Here is a 15909-nt window from a genome sequence, read left to right as displayed (position 1 = left end):
TAGCAATGAACAATCCCTCTCTTGCGGGGTGCAAATATAAAAACTAATATCTTCTACATCCAAATCTTTTTTGCTCTTTTTTGAATCTTTTTTTAAGATGTTGATAACTTGCTATTTAGCCATTGCAGTTCGTCGGTATTTTCAAAAACGGGTCTAATAGCCCCGATGGAAGCAAGCTACCATGTAGCGCGGACAGCGGGTGAAAACATCTTAAAAGTAAAAATGTTGTGCTCCTAAATCCAACGCGCCTCCTGGCTCCTTCACTAAAATAGGCCACTGGCCTATTTCTTAACGCTCGGCCCTATTCAAAGCGAATGGATTTGGAAGGGGAAATTTTGGTAATGATATAAGAAGGAATGAGCAGCACCAATAAACATATTGCCACTGTTCCTATGTTGAGCGCGAGTATGTAGAGCAGGTTGATGTCGACCGGCGCTACGTTGACGTAATAACTTTCGGGGTTGAGTTTGATGATTCCGAAATATTTTTGAAGTAGCAGCAAACCGATTCCGATAATGTTTCCCCAAAGCAATCCGCGGCCAATCAAATAAGCTGCATTGTAAAGGAATATTTTTCGGACGGACCAATTATTGGCACCGAGTGATTTTAGGATTCCTATCATTTGGGTTCGTTCCAAAATCAATACCAATAGTGCGACAACCATATTGATGGTAGAAACGGCTATCATAACAATAAGGATGACAATGATATTGAAATCAAACAGTTTGAGCCACTCGAATATATAATAGTATTTTTCGACTATAGTTTGCGAATCGAGCGTAGAGGATGTTTCCTGGTAAACCTGCTGGCCTTTGCTTTCTATTTGGGTGAAATCGTCTACAAAAACCTCGAACGAGCCAATTTCGTCGGGTTTCCATTTGTTGATTCTTTGTATGTGCCGGATGTCGCCAATGACATAATTGGCGTCGAATTCCTGAAAGCCTGAGTTGTAGATTCCGACAATCTTGAAATTGCGGAGATTGTATCCTTCGCTGTCTTCCTTCATAAAATAAGTTACAAACCTGTCTCCGAGCTTCAGTCCTAATCGATTGCATAAATATTGCGAAATGAGGGTTTCTTCGTTGAGGGTCGATTTGAAATTGGGCAAACGGCCTTCGACCAAATATTCCTTGAGGTTATCGGTTTGATAATCCTTTCCAACGCCTTTGAAGATAATCCCTTCAAAAGCAGCTTCAGTCCTAATCATCCCGGCCTTGCTGGCTACGGCCTGTATGTGCTGTATCCCGTCGACTTCTTTAAATTTTGGGTAGAATTTCTGATGGATTGAAATCGGATCAGTGCTCACATCGGAATTGTTGTCATTATAACCCGAAATGATTATATGGCCATTGAAGGCAGAAACTTTTTGGCGTATTTTTTGCTGCAGGCCAATTCCCGTGGCGATGGAGACAATCATCATAATCATTCCCAAAGCAATTGCGGTTATGGCAATTTTTATTATTGGCGCAGAAATACTACTTTTATGGTCTTTAGCAGTAATGAGTCGTTTCGCTATAAAATATTCTAATTTCAATGGTATGATTTCAAATTTGGTGTTCAAAAATACAGTTTTATTCTCGGTTTTGCTAATGCTTTCGTGTGGAACCAATAAGGGCCAGACGCTAAGGACTAAAGAAATTAAGGTTACGGAAAAAAAAGTGGTTTCCCCGGGATTTAACTTCGCGGTGGGAGCCAATAATTACCAAGCCTATCTTCCGTTGCTTAAAGACAAAAAGGTGGGCATTGTCACCAATCAAACCGGAATCCTTTTAAACAAGACCCATGTAGTTGATTTTCTTTTGGAACAAAAAATAGATTTAAAAAAAATCTATGCTCCGGAGCATGGTTTCCGGGGAACAGCCGATGCCGGCGAACATGTGGTTGATGGGAAAGATGCTAAAACCGGTTTGCCAATCATCTCACTTTATGGCGATAATAAAAAACCTAAACCCGAACATTTAGCGGGAATCGACGTTTTGCTTTTTGACCTGCAGGATGTTGGTGCCCGATTCTACACTTATATTTCTTCGTTACATTATATAATGGAAGCTTGTGCGGAAAACAATATCCCGCTTATTATTTTGGACAGGCCAAATCCGAATGGCAGCATTGTAGATGGACCAATCCTTGAAAAGGAAAATACAAGTTTCATTGGGATGCATCCTATACCTACACTTCACGGCATGACGATTGGCGAGTATGGGAAAATGATTAATGGTGAAAAATGGTTGAAAAATGGAATCCAATGCAACCTGACTGTTATTCCGTGTTTGAATTACAAACGCGATATGTTCTACAGCCTTCCCGAAAAACCTTCACCGAATCTGCCAAACGACCAGGCAATCAATCTGTATGCAAGTTTGTGTTTGTTTGAAGGGACAAATGTAAGTTCGGGACGCGGAACCGAAAAGCAGTTCCAGATTTACGGATCGCCATTCCTTCCAAAAAGTGTTTTCCCTTTTAGTTTTACGCCGGTTTCCAATTTTGGTTCCAAAGATCCAATGAATAAAGGGTTGTTGTGTTATGGCGAGGACTTAAGCCAGGCTCCAAAAGTGCATCAACTGGAATTGAAATGGCTGATTAAGGCGTACAATTCAACATCGGATAAATCGAAGTTCTTTACACCCTTCTTTACCAAATTGGCCGGAACCAAAAAACTGCAGAAACAAATTGAAGCCGGAATTTCCGAAGAAGACATCAGGAAATCCTGGGAAAAAGGACTCAATGACTTTAAAACATTGCGTACGAAATATTTAATCTATAATTAAATTTTCACTTCAATCCCCGAATTGAGTTTTAGCAAATCTTCCACAAACGCCTTTTTGTCTTTTGGTGAAATATAAACTTCATCGTACTTGTTGAACTTTAGCGCTATCCTGTCAAGCGATAGGGCTGGCGAACTTAATATGCTGCCGGTTTTTTCAATTTTCCTAATGTTGGAAATATCTATTTTGTCATTCACAATAAACAGGCATTTTACGGTCAATTGATTTTCTTCGATGATATACCTCGTCGATTTTGAAATAAAAAAGAAAAACAGGAAACAAGCGGTTAATCCCAAATAACCTATCCATTCTCCTTCAATAATGCCTACGATGCTTTTAAATATGGGATATAATAAGGGCAATCCCATCCACCAATCTATTTTCGATTTGTATATTTTCATAACTATAAAGGTAATTTTTTTTTCATTTCTTCCACGATGTTATAAGCTGCAGGGCAAATGGCCACATTCTTCAGGGTCAAATCGGAAATCTGCTGGAATTTTTTTCGGTCGGTATGTGGAAACTCGCGACAGGCTTTAGGGCGCACATCATAGATCATACAATAATTTTCATGGTCCAGAAACGTACACGGAACACTTTGAAGCACATAATCCTTGTCTTCATCAATGCGAAGATACTGATCGATGAACTGTTGTGGTTTTTGCTTCAGATGTTTGGAAATGCGTTCGATATCTGCCAAAGTAAAAAGCGGTCCAGTGGTTTTACAGCAATTGGCGCACTTCAGGCAATCGGTCCTCTTGAATTCGGCTTCATGCAGATCCTGCATCACATAATCCAGGTTTTTAGGTGTTTTCTTTTTGAGCTTATCAAAATACTTTTTGTTTTCGATATGCTTATCTTTGGCTAACTTTTGGATTTCGTTTAATGATGGCTTCAGACTCATGGTACAAAATTAAGCAACTTTCAATCGAAAAACTTCAAACACCTTATAAAATGTTAGACCTTTTCGGAAAAGCCATACTTGACTTTCAGACCAACAATTCTCACGAAGATTTGATAACGGAAACCAACATTTCAGAACCCGATGAGATGAGCGTGGAATATCTTTTCCGCTCCTATAACGATATGCCCAAACTGGAAAAAAAAGCCTTGCAGCTTGCGAAAGGAAAAGTTTTGGATGTGGGTTGTGGTGCCGGAAGCCATGCTCTGTATCTTGAGGAAAAAGGTTTTGAGGTAAAAGCAATCGATATTTCTGCCAATGCAGTAAAGGCAAGCGAACTTCGCGGCTTGAAGGATGTCCAGGTTCAAAATGTTTTGGATGTAAAAAGCGAGAAATTCGACACCATTCTATTATTGATGAACGGCACTGGTATTTTTGGAACTTTAGCCGAAACCTCAAAATACCTGCAGCAACTGAAGTCACTTTTGAATCCGGATGGTCAAATCCTGATTGACAGTTCCGACATCATTTATATGTTTGATGAAGACGAAGATGGCAGTTATTCGGTTCCGGCCAACGGTTACTATGGCGAGCTCACTTTTACGATTTCGTATAAAAATGAAACCGAAGTTCCATTCCCATGGCTGTATTTAGATTATAACACGCTTCAGAATGCGGCGCATGCCAATGGCTTGGAATGTGAATTGGTTATGGAAGGCAAACATTTTGATTATTTAGCAAAACTTACACTTTAAATTATGGAAAAATCCGAACTCGAAAAACTGCGTTATCCTATTGGAAAATTTGAAGCACCTAAAACCTACACGCCCGAACTTCTGGCAAAAGCCATACAAACGATAGCCGACTTTCCGCATAAACTAAAATCGGAAGTGGCGCATTTGTCAAACAGCCAGCTCGAAACTCCGTATCGCCCTGAAGGCTGGTCCGTTCGACAGGTTATCCATCATTGCGCCGATAGCCATATGAACTGCCTTATCCGCCTGAAATGGACGATGACTGAAAACAATCCGACCATCAAATTCTATTACGAAAATCTTTGGGGCGAAGGCATTGACAATAAAACCATGCCTATTGAACCAACGCTGCTGTTTTTGGAAGGGCTTCATTTTCGCCTGGCATTTATAATGAAAAGCCTATCCGAAACCGATTTGGAAATGGCGTACATCCATCCGGAACACAACAAGGAATTTGAACTCCGCGAAATGATCTGCCTTTACGAATGGCATTGCAACCATCATTTGGCGCACATTACTGAGCTTAAGAAAAGAGAAGGCTGGAATTAGTTTTAGGAGCTATTCCCGCTTTCCGCTACAATCTTTTTGCTAAAGCAAAAAGGATTTTCACTACAATCGGGGCTAAAAAAACTACACCTGAATCAAATCTGTCGTTTCAATGATTTCCTTCAACGCATTGTACAATTTATCTAAATCCAGCTGAGAATTGTAAGCATTGATGGAATACCGAATGTAAAAATTCCCATTCAACGGCATTACCGGAACCTGGATTTTGTATTTATCGTAGAGCATATTCTTCAGCTCAGAAGGCTTATCGGTATTGATAGGAACACTTGCCATCTGGCCTAAAAATTCGGTTGTAAGTGGGCTGAGTGGTTTGGCATTCAATAAATCACAAAAGCGTTGATAATTGTTTAAGACAATCTGCTTGCACGATTTTGAAACTTCCTTCCAGTTGTTCCGGTTCAGGAACTCAACCACTTTTGGCGTACATAAAAAAGCTGAAACATCTCTCGTTCCCTGCAATTCATGATAATCCAAAAACTGGCTTTCTCCTGGCGCAACGCTTTCGTAACCCCAGCTTACAATCAAAGGTTCGAGGTCGTTTTGCAATTCAGGTTTGACATATAAAAAGGAACTTCCTTTGGGTGCCAGCATCCATTTGTGCAGCGTTCCGGTGTAGTAATCGGGATTTAATTCGGAAATATCCAAATCGAGTTGCGCCGGAACATGCGCTCCGTCAACAATGGTTATCAATCCCAATTCCTTGGCTCGGTCACAAATCTCCTTTACCGGAAAAATCAAAGCGGTTGCACTCGACATCTGGTTGAGGAAAACAACTTTAGTGTTTTCGTTGTATCCTTTCCAGAACTCTTCGATGATTTGTTCTTTTGAAACAATTGGTAAAGAAATATTTTGACGGATGTATTTTGCTCCTGATTTTTTGCAATAAAAATTCCACGTCCTGTCCATTGCACCATACTCGTGATTCGTGGAAAGTATTTCATCACCTTTATTCAGTTTGATGCTACGCATGATAACATTAATCGCAAAAGTCGGATTGGAAGTGAAGAACAAATCTTCTGCATGGCAGCCTACAAACTGGGCCAAACTTTCACGGGCAGTTTTAAGATATTTGGGTTGCTTTTTGGTAATGAATTCAACAGGCTCAGTTTCAAGCTCGAGTTGGAAACGTTGAAATTCTTCAAAAATTGGTTTTGGACAGGAGCCAAACGAACCGTGGTTTAAAAACGTAATGTTAGGGTCTAAAAGGAATTCTGGGTTCATAGTTTTTTTTGGTAAAAATAAAAAATCCCAAACAATAAATGTTTGGGATTTTAAAATTATAATTGGTGTATCTTATTGCATGTATTTCATTACCATTGCCTGGATTTCAGACTGCAATCCCGCCATAGCCTCTTGTGATTTTGTTGCAATTACTTCTGATTTCTGTGCCATTTTTTTTCCTGTTGGCGAATTGTAGAAATCAAGCATTGCCTTAATGTCCTGTTTGGTAAATTCTTCCAAATAAACGTCTACTGTTTTTTCATTTGCCTTTTTGATGATGACATCAAACTCTACTAAAAAAGCGGCTTGTTTGTCTTGAGGAATCATTCCCAGGATTTGCTTTTTAATGGCACTCATCTGACCTGCTGCTCCGCTATTTTCGATTACTTTGTATACATCTTCACGGCTTGCTTTTTCCTGAGCCATACCTGCAACCGAAACAAATGCGAACATTGCAGTAATTACTAATTTTTTCATTAATGTTGTTTTAAAATTGGTTAAAAATATAAATGAGGTATTGTGTTATGATTTACTTCTGAAAACCATTGGATATTTTATCTCAATGCTTATTGGCTTCCCGTTCCGTTGGGCTGGTTCCCATTTAGGGCACTTTTTCAAAACCCTGATGAACTCGGTTGCCGAATCAACATCCAGAACCTGTGTAATCCGTATTTTTGTTACATTTCCTTCTTCATCAATGGTGAAAGCGGCTTCCAGCTTTCCTGGCTTTGTAACCTTGGAATAATCAAATTCCTTATGAAGATATTCGCCAAACTTTTCCAAACCTCCACCATTGAATTTGGCTTCAATCCTATCACCACTTAAATACACTTCATCTTCTCCCTGGATTTGGGAAAATCCGATAACAGGAAATAAAACAAACAATAAGATTTTAATTAATTTCATGGCGAGTTTAAGGGATGTTTAAATATTTATGGGTTTGCAGGGAAACTCTCCATTTTGGATTGTTCATTACGTAGTCTACAATTAAAGGAGTCATTTCTTCTTTTTTACTCCATTCAGGCTGCAGGAAAAGAATAGCATTGGGATTTACTTTGGCAGCTTGTTCTTCAGCGAATATGAAATCATGTTTATTATAAACAATGACTTTTAGCTCATTGGCAATGGCATAAGCATCGGCAACGGGCAATTTATTTTTCTTAGGGGAAAGACAAAACCAATCCCAGCTTCCTGAAACAGGATACGCTCCGGAAGTTTCTATATGTACCTTCAATTTGCTGTCCTTTAATTTCTGTGTAAGCACAGTCATATCCCAGGTCAATGGCTCGCCTCCAGTTACCACAACAGTATCGGCGTATTTTTTTGCATTGGCAACAATCAAGTCAGTAGCCGTTGGAGGATGTAGTTCGGCATTCCAGCTTTCCTTGACATCACACCAGTGACAACCTACATCACAACCACCTATTCGGATGAAATAAGCAGCAGTTCCTGTATGAAATCCTTCCCCCTGAATAGTATAAAACTCTTCCATAAGCGGAAGCATTTCTCCTTTTTCAACGGCTAATTGTGTTTCTTTTGATAACATTTTATTCAATCTAGTCGGCAAAGATACTTATTAAATAAAAAACCGCTCCAAGATTTGGAACGGTTTTTAAATATGAGTTTTAAAATTATTTTTTCTTAAGTTGTTCGATAGAGCTTTTTGCATATTCATTTGCTGCATCTAACTCAAGCGCTTTATTGAAGTATTCTATGGCTTTTGCTTTATCAGTATTCGCATATACTGCTCCGATATTATTGTAAGCTTCAACAAATTTAACTTTGTTTTTGGTTACTTCCTCAGCGCCTTTTTCGGTTACAACCCTGATGTAGTCTTCATAATATTTTGAAATCATTGCATCATTGTCAAGCAACTTATTTGTTCTTGCCCTGAATATGTAAGCATCCTGAGTTGTTGGTGAAGCTGTAATTACATTTCCGAAAGCTACATCTGCTTTTTGCAATGCAACCGGATCTGGTTTTACAACATCTTTTCTTGTGTTATCGTAATAGATTGAGTTTCCTAAATAGAAATTGTCAATTAAATAATTTTTAGAATTTGGATTACTAACTGCAAGTTCAAAAACTGCTGAAGCGGCACCGAAAGCTTTTTGGTCGTATAATTTTTTCCCAATGTCGTTCAATTCATTCGCTGCTAAAGGCTCCATTTCCACTGCTTTTTTAAGGTCAGCAATTCCTGCAGTTAATTGAGCTGGATCGATTACTTTACCATCTGCAGCGATACCTTTTTTAATTTTGGCTTGTCCTAAATACAAATAATCACGAGGGATAATTTTATTATTTGGGTTGGCTGTATAATTCTGCAGTGAACTCAAAGCCACGTCAACGTTTCCGTTTTCATAAGCCGAGTATCCTAAATAACGCATGATTCTTGGGTTAACACCATCCAATTGTTTCATTTTGTTGGCTTCGTCTTCAAGAGCTTTGTAATCTTTAGCTAAGATTAAAAAGTCGGCATGACGCATACGGGAGTTAACAGAATAATCGGTTAAGCTCATATATTTTTCATAAAAGCCTAATGCTTTTTTGATATTTTCCTCATAGGTTTTCGGAACATTGTTTCCCCATAAATAATAGGTTTCTGCTAGTTCACGATAAACCGGCCCATAATTAGGGTTGATTGCGATAACTTCATTGTAGGCCTTTACTGCTTCAGTATAAGCTTTGGCACCCTTCAACAAAACTCCCAATTGCATTTTGGCTCTAATCAAACTGCTGTCAAACTGGTAAGCATTCCTGTAAGCGATATAAGAATCATTCTGATTTTTATCCCCGTAATAAGCATCTCCTAAAGCCAATTGTACCTGAGCATCATTTGGGTTTGCTGTTGCGGCTTTTGTCAAAACTGCGATAGCACTTTTGTAATCAGGTTTGTCAGCATTCATGTAAGCACGGGCAATGTACACATACTCTTCGGTATCTTTCTTTTTCAATTCTTTCATGACCATGTCAAATTTGGCTTGTGCTGCAGCTTTATTGTTTGCATCCAAATCCATTTGACCTAAACCTATATTATTGAATCTTCCACCATCACTAGCTGACAGCCCTTTTTGAAAATAGATTGAAGCCGAATCAGAAATGTTTTGCTTTAGGTAAATGTTCCCTAAAAGAAAGGCTGCCTTACCATTTGTAGGCTTTGCCTGTATAACTGATTTTAATAACGATTTTGCTTTCTCAAATTGTTCAGCATCAATAGCTTTCTTCGCTGGCTCTAAATCTTGTGCTTTCGCAAATGTGGTTGCTACTAACGCTAAGCTGAAAATTTTAAACTTGTTCATCTTCTTCTATTTAATTTTTATTTTTTGTAATTGTGTTTCGTATCACGATTTTTCTACTGGGTGTACGCTCAGGATATAAACCTGATTTTAGAATTATGCGTTGACCTCTTTCTCCTGTAAGGAAGGAACCGAATCCCATTCCAAGTCCGGAATAACCCTGACAATTGACAATATACAAATGGCGTGCCAAAGGATATTTACCTGTCGCAAGGTTATCTTGTGATGGAAAAAAGTATTCCGTTTTGTTCAGCCCTTTAACCGAAAGAACATTGATTTTATCTACGTCTGCCTCCAAATTCAATGGTGGCTGAAAAATCCAATTCATGCCTATGACACCAACCATGCCATTGTTTTCTGCCACGTATTTGATGACCTCTTCATTGGTCTTCATCGAAAAGATATTTTTCTGATTTGCCACGGTTACTCCTGAAACTTCAGAAATATATCTTACTGTGCTGGAATTGGCATTGTCAAAAACAACCCCTTTAATGTTAGGGACGGTTTTGCCTTTCATAAAATCGATGACATCCTGCAAAGCAACCAAAGTATCGTTGGCAGTTTTATTTTTGATAAAGGCTACAGCGTCAGTTGCAAATGGCGTGACTCTTGGATTTATCTTTTTTGATTTAAATGCTTTCAACTCCTTCTCTGAAAGTTCCCTTGTCAGGATAGCGATTTTGGCTGTATCGTTTAATAACGAATTCACTATTTCATTTTCCGATTTTGGCACCAAATTTAATTTGGCTTTATACTCCGTTTCAAAAACTGCCGTTTCATCTTCGATTATCGGAAGTATTGATTCGTCTACATATACCGATGCTTTTCCTTCAAGTATGCTATCAGCATTATTACTTTCCTTCTTTTGGCAGGAAAATACAAAAAGCAGTGTTAGTAAAGCAAAACCAACAAGTGACTTGGTTAATTTATTCATCATCTAAACTATTCAAACGTTTTATCTGGGTTATAAAACGCAAAAAACCAAACAATATTATTAGACAGCCTACAATAAGCTGCATATTATTTGGCAAATTTAATTTTAATTTATCCCAAAACAGCAATAGCGAACCCAAAAAACAGAACGCTAAAAAATTCAATAAGCTAATAAATAGAAGAAATCGCTCTTTAAGCGATTTCTTCTTGAAATTTTCTATGATTTTTGAAGTCATTTATTCTGCTGATTGAATAGAAATTGGAAGAGAATACAATACCCTTACCTTTTTACCATTTTGCTCACCAGGATTCCATTTAGGACAAGACTTTAAAACTCTGATAGCTTCTTTTCCTGTTCCGTAACCAATGTCCCTAAGTACTTTAATATCTGTAAGTGAACCATCCTTTTCAACAACGAAGGTCACAAATATTTTTCCTTTCAAACCATCTTCTTCAGGAACCTGGAAATTTTTACCTACGAATTTGTAGAATTTCTCCAATCCTCCAGGGAAGTCTGGTTTCACCTCGATACCCGCAGTATTATAGATATTGTTATCCTCTTCTACTACGCTTGGTCCTGTTCCAACTGGCTCCACACTTAAAGGTGCATCAGGGTCACCTTTGATGGTTTCGTCTCCTAATTTTTTATCCTTGATTTCTTCCACTTTAGGTGGTTCTTCAACAATCTCCTCTGTTTTGGCCACAACTGGCTTTACAAATTTCACCTGGTCCACTTTTGGAGGTGGTGGTGGAGGTGGTGGAAGATCTTTAGGTATTTCTTTTGGTGGAAGCTTAATGGTCACAATTTTTTGATCCAAAGCTTCATCATTATTTGACATGTCTGGGATAAGGCTGATGATAAGCGGTGCGCTTACTGCCAATCCAAAAACAAGTGCTCCAATAATAAGTGCGCGAAACGTAGTTTTCGAATCATCCTGACGCAATTGGTAAGCACCATAGGCTTTATTACGTCCTTCAAAAACGATATCTATCCACTGTTTTTTAAATAAGTCTAATTTCATTTTTACTATATTTTTGTGGATTATTTGTTCATTTCATCAACTAATTTCATCTCTTCAGGTGTAATGTCGTTTACAATTGCATAAGTCGGAACTTTACAGATTGCCATTTCGTCCAATACATCAACCAAGTTTCTATAAGTTGATTTTTTACTAGGCTTGATAATTACAATCAATCCTTTTTCTTTATCTCCTGTTACCTGAGGTACAGATGTAACTCTTTTCAGAATTTCCTTTCTCAGGCCATTTCTGCCATATACAGCGTCTGTTGGTTTTCCGTTTGGCTCAGGTGTTTCAAGAAGTCCGTGGTACCATTTTATTTTGTCATTGTCACCCATAAGGATGGTCATGGTTCTTCTTTGGTCAACTTTTATATCTTTATTTTTAGTTGGATCATCCTCTTTATCAGGCAATCCCAAATCCATGGATTGTGGTTTAGATAAGGAAGTAGTCAACATAAAGAAGGTAATCAATAAGAAAGCCAAATCCACCATGGCAGTTAAATCTACCTTTGCGTTGGATTTTTTACTCCTTACTTTGCCACCTTTGCCTTTACCGGAGTCACCGGTATTTAATTCAGCCATTTTATAATGTTGTTATATTAATAGTCTTTTCCTCTTAAACCAGTAACTAAATTAAAGCTATTGATTTTTTGGTCCTGTAAAATATCCATCACTCTTTTGATTTGTGGATATTCTTCTTTAGCATCGCCTTTTATTGCAAACTGAAGTTCTTTTGTTCCTCCGTTTTCAATATTAGCTTTTCTAGCACCTTGTATCCAATCCTGTAATTGATTGTTATCACCAATAGAATCGCAAGGGATTCCTTGTTGTACACCTTTTTTAGCTCTGTCTGTAGAACTCATTTTCAGCAACTGACTTAACCCTTGGATAGGCACGCCGAACTCGTCAATAAGAGCGAATTTGGTTTTTTCTTCCTCAGTGAAAGTCACCTTATATTTCTGTTCCATATAGTCTAGTGCTCCTGAACGGATAGCCCTGTCTTTCATTCCGAAAAACACTCTATCCTGACCATTGCTTTTTCCTACCGTGATAGTCACCAATCCAGTTTCAGGCAGTTTAGTCTGAACTGTTGAAGATGGTGTATCTACGGGTAATGGCTCTGGCACTTTTGCCGTTGCCGTTAGGATAAAGAATGTAAGTAAAAGGAACGCTACGTCACACATCGCCGTCATGTCGATGGATGTAGACTTTTTGGACATTTTTACTTTACCCATTATTTTTTTGTTTTAAACAATTAATAGATTGCTCTATAACTGTATTATTTTTTTAAACTTCCTCTAAATTTTCTGTAAGTGTTCACAATTGTAGCACCTGCCTCATCGATTGAATAAGTCAAAGTGTCAATTTTAGAAGTAAAGAAGTTGTAAGTTACGATTGCCAATGCAGAAGTAGAGATACCTGTTGCAGTATTGATAAGTGCCTCAGAGATACCGTTTGCAAGAGCTGCCTGGTCTGGAGTACCTGTAGATGCTAACGCTCCAAACGCTTTAATCATACCAGTTACCGTTCCTAATAACCCTGCAAGTGTTCCTAATGATACCAAAGTAGAGATGATTGTTAAGTTTTTCTCCAACATTGGCATTTCAAGAGCTGTAGCCTCTTCGATTTCCTCACGGATCGTTTCAGCAGCATCCTCACTATTAAAGCCTTCTGCTTTTACTTCCTGATATTTTACTAATGCTGATTTTACTGCATTTGCAACCGAACCTTGTTGTTTGTCACATAAAGCAATAGCCTCGTCAATTTTTCCTCCTTTAATATCAGCAGTTATATTTTTCATAAAAGTATCTAAATTCCCTTTACCTGCTGCTTTTGAAATAACTGCATAACGCTCAAACGAAAATACGATTACCATCAATAATAATCCCATCAAAACAGGTACAATTGGACCTCCTTTATATACCATTGCTAAATAATTTCCTGGAAGTGGATGACCAGTGTTTACGCCACCTTCAAAGTTAGCACCATTACCCATGATGAAATTCCAAATAATCCATCCAACAAAAATACATGCTGCGATAATGATTCCTGAAATCATACCAACACCTTTTGAACCGCTTTCTTTTTTAACGTTTGCCATTTTTTTAAATTTTAATAGTTTTAAATAATTATAAGTTTTAGTTGTTAATAAACTTGATTAGGAGCAAATTTAATTTTTTAGTTTTAATAAAAAAACTTTTTTTACTTTTAATATGGTATCGATTTAATTCTAGATAATCAAGCGTTTCCGCCTATTTTAACATTTGTTAGAAATAAAATAAAAACCTGGTTCTTTTTTTAGATTCTAATGCATTATTAATAAGTATATAACGCAAAAAGGGGCGAAAATGTATTTACAACTGAAACTTTTTTTTGGAAGGTTAAAATTATTGATAATATTCTCTTAACGGAAAACAATTAACGTTTCCTTGATTTTGAAAAAAGCATTACTTTGCAATATCTTTATCATCTAAAATAAAATAATCAATGTCAACATCATCAGATTTTAGCAATTATATCAATGAAGGCTATGCTTCAAAAGGCGAAAGCATTGTTCTTGGAGGAGCAATTTTAAACGGTGAAGCCATAGCCGATACATTTGTGAAAGTTACGCTAAAAACACTAAACCGCCACGGATTGATAGCTGGCGCGACCGGAACAGGGAAAACAAAAACCATTCAGGTATTGTCTGAGCAATTATCCTCCTTTGGGATTCCGGTTTTGATGATGGATATCAAAGGTGATTTCTCCGGCATTGCCAAGGAAGGTGAGGAAAAACCTTTTATCACAGAGCGTCATGCCAAAATCAACATCCCTTATGCTACCGCTGCATTTCCGGTAGAGCTGATGTCGCTTTCACAGCAAAATGGTGTTCGGCTTCGTGCCACTGTTTCTGAATTTGGACCAGTTTTATTTTCAAGGATTTTAGATTTAAATGATACGCAGGCTGGCGTAGTTTCGGTCATCTTCAAATACTGTGATGACCGTAAAATGCCGCTTCTGGATTTGAAGGACATCAAAAAAGTCCTGAATTACATCACCGAAGAAGGAAAAGAGGAAATCGAGGAGAATTACGGCAAGATTTCTACTTCAACCACAGGAATCATCCTTCGCAAAATCATCGAATTGGAACAGCAGGGCGGCGATTTGTTTTTTGGCGAAAAATCATTCGAAATTGATGACTTGATGCGTATTGATGAAAACGGAAAAGGCTATGTGAACATCATCCGCCTGACTGATATCCAGGATAAGCCAAAATTGTTCTCGACATTTATGCTGAGCCTGTTGGCCGAAATCTATCAACAGATGCCTGAAAAAGGAGATGCAGATCAACCCGAATTGGTCATTTTTATTGACGAAGCGCATTTGATTTTCAACGAAGCCAGCAAAGCGTTGCTGGATCAGATTGAAACCATTATTAAACTAATCCGTTCCAAAGGAATTGGTGTTTATTTTGTAACCCAAAACCCAATGGACGTTCCGGCTAGTGTTTTGGCCCAATTGGGATTGAAAATCCAACATGCCTTACGTGCTTTTACGGCAAATGACCGCCAAGCCATCAAACAAACCGCAGATAATTATCCAACCTCAAAATATTATAAAACCGAAGATGAACTGACCAGCCTCGGAATTGGAGAAGCCTTTGTAACGGCATTGAATGAAAAAGGAGTTCCAACGCCACTGGCAGCAACGATGATGCGTGCGCCAATGAGCCGAATGGATGTTTTGACCGATTCGGAAATTGCCGAAATAAATGCCAAATCAAAATTGGTCAAAAAATATGCTGAGGAAATTGACCGCGAAAGCGCTTATGAAATGCTGACGAAGAAAATCGATGACGCCAATCAACAGGCAGAAGCACAGGCAGAAGAGGAAACCAAAGCCGAAGAGAGAAAAAGCGGCGAGCCAAGTACCGCTTCAGTTATTGGAAAATCGGTGGTGAAAGTGGTCACCAGTGCAACTTTCATTCGTGGTGTTTTTGGAGTACTGAGCAAAATATTCCGAAAATAATGAAAAGTTATCTGACCATTGCATTGTTGGTTTTATCCAATGTATTCATGACTTTGGCCTGGTACGGCCATTTGAAATTCAAGGAACTCAAATGGTTTGAAAACGCCGGATTGATTACGATTGTATTAATCAGTTGGGGATTGGCCTTGTTTGAATACTGCTTTCAGGTTCCGGCCAATAAAATCGGTTACGAAGGCAATGGCGGGCCATTTTCCCTAATGCAGCTCAAAGTCATCCAGGAAGTAATAACATTGGTAGTTTTTGTCATTTTCTCGATGCTTTTCTTTAAGAACGAAAGTTTCCGTTGGAACCACGCTGTTGGTTTTTGCTTTTTGATTTTAGCAGTGTATTTTATCTTCAAAAAATAGATATCGAATTCTAATTTAAACCTACAGTTTACTCATTAATAATTGATTAATAAAAACTAATCTGTACATTT

At 38.1% G+C, this 15909-nt stretch carries 18 protein-coding genes; 5 read left to right on the top strand and 13 right to left on the bottom strand.

Annotated features, from left to right (window positions below; genetic code table 11):
* Positions 1–301 precede the first annotated feature (301 nt).
* Positions 302–1534, bottom strand: coding sequence for an ABC transporter permease (locus L1S31_RS13780; RefSeq protein ID WP_236465352.1), 1233 nt, complete (start codon positions 1532–1534; stop codon positions 302–304).
* 4 nt (positions 1535–1538) lie between these two features.
* Between L1S31_RS13780 and L1S31_RS13775 the strand changes: the two genes are divergently transcribed.
* Positions 1539–2768 (top strand): exo-beta-N-acetylmuramidase NamZ family protein, encoded by a 1230-nt coding sequence (locus L1S31_RS13775; protein ID WP_236465348.1) that lies wholly within the window; start codon positions 1539–1541, stop codon positions 2766–2768.
* Here the strand turns inward: L1S31_RS13775 and L1S31_RS13770 are convergent.
* Entirely contained in the window at positions 2765–3166 is a 402-nt protein-coding gene (locus L1S31_RS13770; RefSeq protein ID WP_236465347.1) for a PH domain-containing protein, read from the bottom strand. The genes L1S31_RS13775 and L1S31_RS13770 overlap by 4 nt on opposite strands.
* 2 nt (positions 3167–3168) lie before the next feature.
* Positions 3169–3669, bottom strand: a complete 501-nt coding sequence (locus L1S31_RS13765; RefSeq protein ID WP_370637880.1) for a YkgJ family cysteine cluster protein — start codon at positions 3667–3669, stop codon at positions 3169–3171.
* A gap of 50 nt (positions 3670–3719) precedes the next feature.
* Here L1S31_RS13765 and L1S31_RS13760 point away from each other — a divergent pair, with 50 nt between their 5' ends.
* Both L1S31_RS13760 and L1S31_RS13755 read left to right on the top strand, forming a co-directional pair.
* A complete protein-coding gene (locus L1S31_RS13760) occupies positions 3720–4421 on the top strand; it encodes a class I SAM-dependent methyltransferase (RefSeq protein WP_236465345.1) in 702 nt (233 codons plus the stop codon).
* A gap of 3 nt (positions 4422–4424) precedes the next feature.
* Entirely contained in the window at positions 4425–4970 is a 546-nt protein-coding gene (locus L1S31_RS13755) for a YfiT family bacillithiol transferase (RefSeq protein WP_236465344.1), read from the top strand.
* An 81-nt stretch (positions 4971–5051) separates the two neighbouring features.
* On the opposite strand, the gene L1S31_RS13750 is transcribed toward L1S31_RS13755, so the two are convergent.
* The 10 genes from L1S31_RS13750 to L1S31_RS13705 all read right to left on the bottom strand — a co-directional run bounded on the left by L1S31_RS13750 (position 5052) and on the right by L1S31_RS13705 (position 13560).
* Positions 5052–6209 (bottom strand): aminotransferase class V-fold PLP-dependent enzyme, encoded by a 1158-nt coding sequence (locus L1S31_RS13750; RefSeq protein ID WP_236465342.1) that lies wholly within the window; start codon positions 6207–6209, stop codon positions 5052–5054.
* 72 nt (positions 6210–6281) lie between these two features.
* Positions 6282–6686: a DUF2059 domain-containing protein gene (locus tag L1S31_RS13745; RefSeq protein ID WP_236465341.1), complete on the bottom strand. Its 405-nt coding sequence runs from the start codon at positions 6684–6686 to the stop codon at positions 6282–6284.
* 45 nt (positions 6687–6731) lie between these two features.
* On the bottom strand, positions 6732–7115 hold the full coding sequence (locus L1S31_RS13740) for an energy transducer TonB (protein ID WP_236465340.1): 384 nt from the start codon (positions 7113–7115) through the stop codon (positions 6732–6734).
* A gap of 7 nt (positions 7116–7122) precedes the next feature.
* On the bottom strand, positions 7123–7755 hold the full coding sequence (locus L1S31_RS13735) for a 7-carboxy-7-deazaguanine synthase QueE (RefSeq protein ID WP_236465339.1): 633 nt from the start codon (positions 7753–7755) through the stop codon (positions 7123–7125).
* Positions 7756–7840: 85 nt separating this feature from the next.
* On the bottom strand, positions 7841–9508 hold the full coding sequence (locus L1S31_RS13730) for a tetratricopeptide repeat protein (protein WP_236465338.1): 1668 nt from the start codon (positions 9506–9508) through the stop codon (positions 7841–7843).
* A gap of 10 nt (positions 9509–9518) precedes the next feature.
* Positions 9519–10442, bottom strand: a complete 924-nt coding sequence (locus L1S31_RS13725) for a PstS family phosphate ABC transporter substrate-binding protein (RefSeq protein ID WP_370637879.1) — start codon at positions 10440–10442, stop codon at positions 9519–9521.
* A 232-nt stretch (positions 10443–10674) separates the two neighbouring features.
* Entirely contained in the window at positions 10675–11460 is a 786-nt protein-coding gene (locus L1S31_RS13720) for an energy transducer TonB (RefSeq protein WP_236465337.1), read from the bottom strand.
* A gap of 20 nt (positions 11461–11480) precedes the next feature.
* The gene (locus tag L1S31_RS13715; protein WP_236465336.1) at positions 11481–12041 is read right to left on the bottom strand and encodes an ExbD/TolR family protein; all 561 of its coding nucleotides are present in this window, start codon (positions 12039–12041) and stop codon (positions 11481–11483) included.
* Positions 12042–12058: 17 nt separating this feature from the next.
* Complete coding sequence (locus tag L1S31_RS13710) at positions 12059–12694, bottom strand: ExbD/TolR family protein (RefSeq protein ID WP_236465335.1); 636 nt, start codon at positions 12692–12694, stop codon at positions 12059–12061.
* A 44-nt stretch (positions 12695–12738) separates the two neighbouring features.
* Positions 12739–13560, bottom strand: a complete 822-nt coding sequence (locus L1S31_RS13705; RefSeq protein WP_236465333.1) for a MotA/TolQ/ExbB proton channel family protein — start codon at positions 13558–13560, stop codon at positions 12739–12741.
* Between the two features lie 386 nt (positions 13561–13946).
* Here L1S31_RS13705 and L1S31_RS13700 point away from each other — a divergent pair, with 386 nt between their 5' ends.
* Complete coding sequence (locus tag L1S31_RS13700) at positions 13947–15470, top strand: helicase HerA-like domain-containing protein (RefSeq protein WP_236465332.1); 1524 nt, start codon at positions 13947–13949, stop codon at positions 15468–15470.
* Positions 15470–15838 (top strand): DMT family protein, encoded by a 369-nt coding sequence (locus L1S31_RS13695; protein WP_236465331.1) that lies wholly within the window; start codon positions 15470–15472, stop codon positions 15836–15838. The genes L1S31_RS13700 and L1S31_RS13695 overlap by 1 nt, the downstream gene beginning before the upstream one ends.
* Positions 15839–15909: the final 71 nt, after the last annotated feature.

The organism is Flavobacterium wongokense, from assembly GCF_021608265.1.
In the GTDB taxonomy this organism is placed as follows: Bacteria; Bacteroidota; Bacteroidia; order Flavobacteriales; family Flavobacteriaceae; genus Flavobacterium; species Flavobacterium wongokense.
This window is presented reverse-complemented; position numbering and strand designations above follow the sequence as displayed.

Excerpts from the sequence above, each read along its gene's own strand:
- L1S31_RS13770 (WP_236465347.1), bottom strand. The coding sequence starts at position 3,166 with ATGAAAATATACAAATCGAAAATAGATTGGTGGATGGGATTGCCCTTA.
- L1S31_RS13715 (WP_236465336.1), bottom strand. The coding sequence starts at position 12,041 with ATGGCTGAATTAAATACCGGTGACTCCGGTAAAGGCAAAGGTGGCAAA.
- L1S31_RS13730 (WP_236465338.1), bottom strand. The coding sequence starts at position 9,508 with ATGAACAAGTTTAAAATTTTCAGCTTAGCGTTAGTAGCAACCACATTT.
- L1S31_RS13750 (WP_236465342.1), bottom strand. The coding sequence starts at position 6,209 with ATGAACCCAGAATTCCTTTTAGACCCTAACATTACGTTTTTAAACCAC.
- L1S31_RS13745 (WP_236465341.1), bottom strand. The coding sequence starts at position 6,686 with ATGAAAAAATTAGTAATTACTGCAATGTTCGCATTTGTTTCGGTTGCA.
- L1S31_RS13740 (WP_236465340.1), bottom strand. The coding sequence starts at position 7,115 with ATGAAATTAATTAAAATCTTATTGTTTGTTTTATTTCCTGTTATCGGA.
- L1S31_RS13700 (WP_236465332.1), top strand. The coding sequence starts at position 13,947 with ATGTCAACATCATCAGATTTTAGCAATTATATCAATGAAGGCTATGCT.
- L1S31_RS13735 (WP_236465339.1), bottom strand. The coding sequence starts at position 7,755 with ATGTTATCAAAAGAAACACAATTAGCCGTTGAAAAAGGAGAAATGCTT.
- L1S31_RS13710 (WP_236465335.1), bottom strand. The coding sequence starts at position 12,694 with ATGGGTAAAGTAAAAATGTCCAAAAAGTCTACATCCATCGACATGACG.
- L1S31_RS13775 (WP_236465348.1), top strand. The coding sequence starts at position 1,539 with ATGATTTCAAATTTGGTGTTCAAAAATACAGTTTTATTCTCGGTTTTG.
- L1S31_RS13705 (WP_236465333.1), bottom strand. The coding sequence starts at position 13,560 with ATGGCAAACGTTAAAAAAGAAAGCGGTTCAAAAGGTGTTGGTATGATT.
- L1S31_RS13765 (WP_370637880.1), bottom strand. The coding sequence starts at position 3,669 with ATGAGTCTGAAGCCATCATTAAACGAAATCCAAAAGTTAGCCAAAGAT.
- L1S31_RS13760 (WP_236465345.1), top strand. The coding sequence starts at position 3,720 with ATGTTAGACCTTTTCGGAAAAGCCATACTTGACTTTCAGACCAACAAT.
- L1S31_RS13755 (WP_236465344.1), top strand. The coding sequence starts at position 4,425 with ATGGAAAAATCCGAACTCGAAAAACTGCGTTATCCTATTGGAAAATTT.
- L1S31_RS13725 (WP_370637879.1), bottom strand. The coding sequence starts at position 10,442 with ATGATGAATAAATTAACCAAGTCACTTGTTGGTTTTGCTTTACTAACA.
- L1S31_RS13720 (WP_236465337.1), bottom strand. The coding sequence starts at position 11,460 with ATGAAATTAGACTTATTTAAAAAACAGTGGATAGATATCGTTTTTGAA.
- L1S31_RS13695 (WP_236465331.1), top strand. The coding sequence starts at position 15,470 with ATGAAAAGTTATCTGACCATTGCATTGTTGGTTTTATCCAATGTATTC.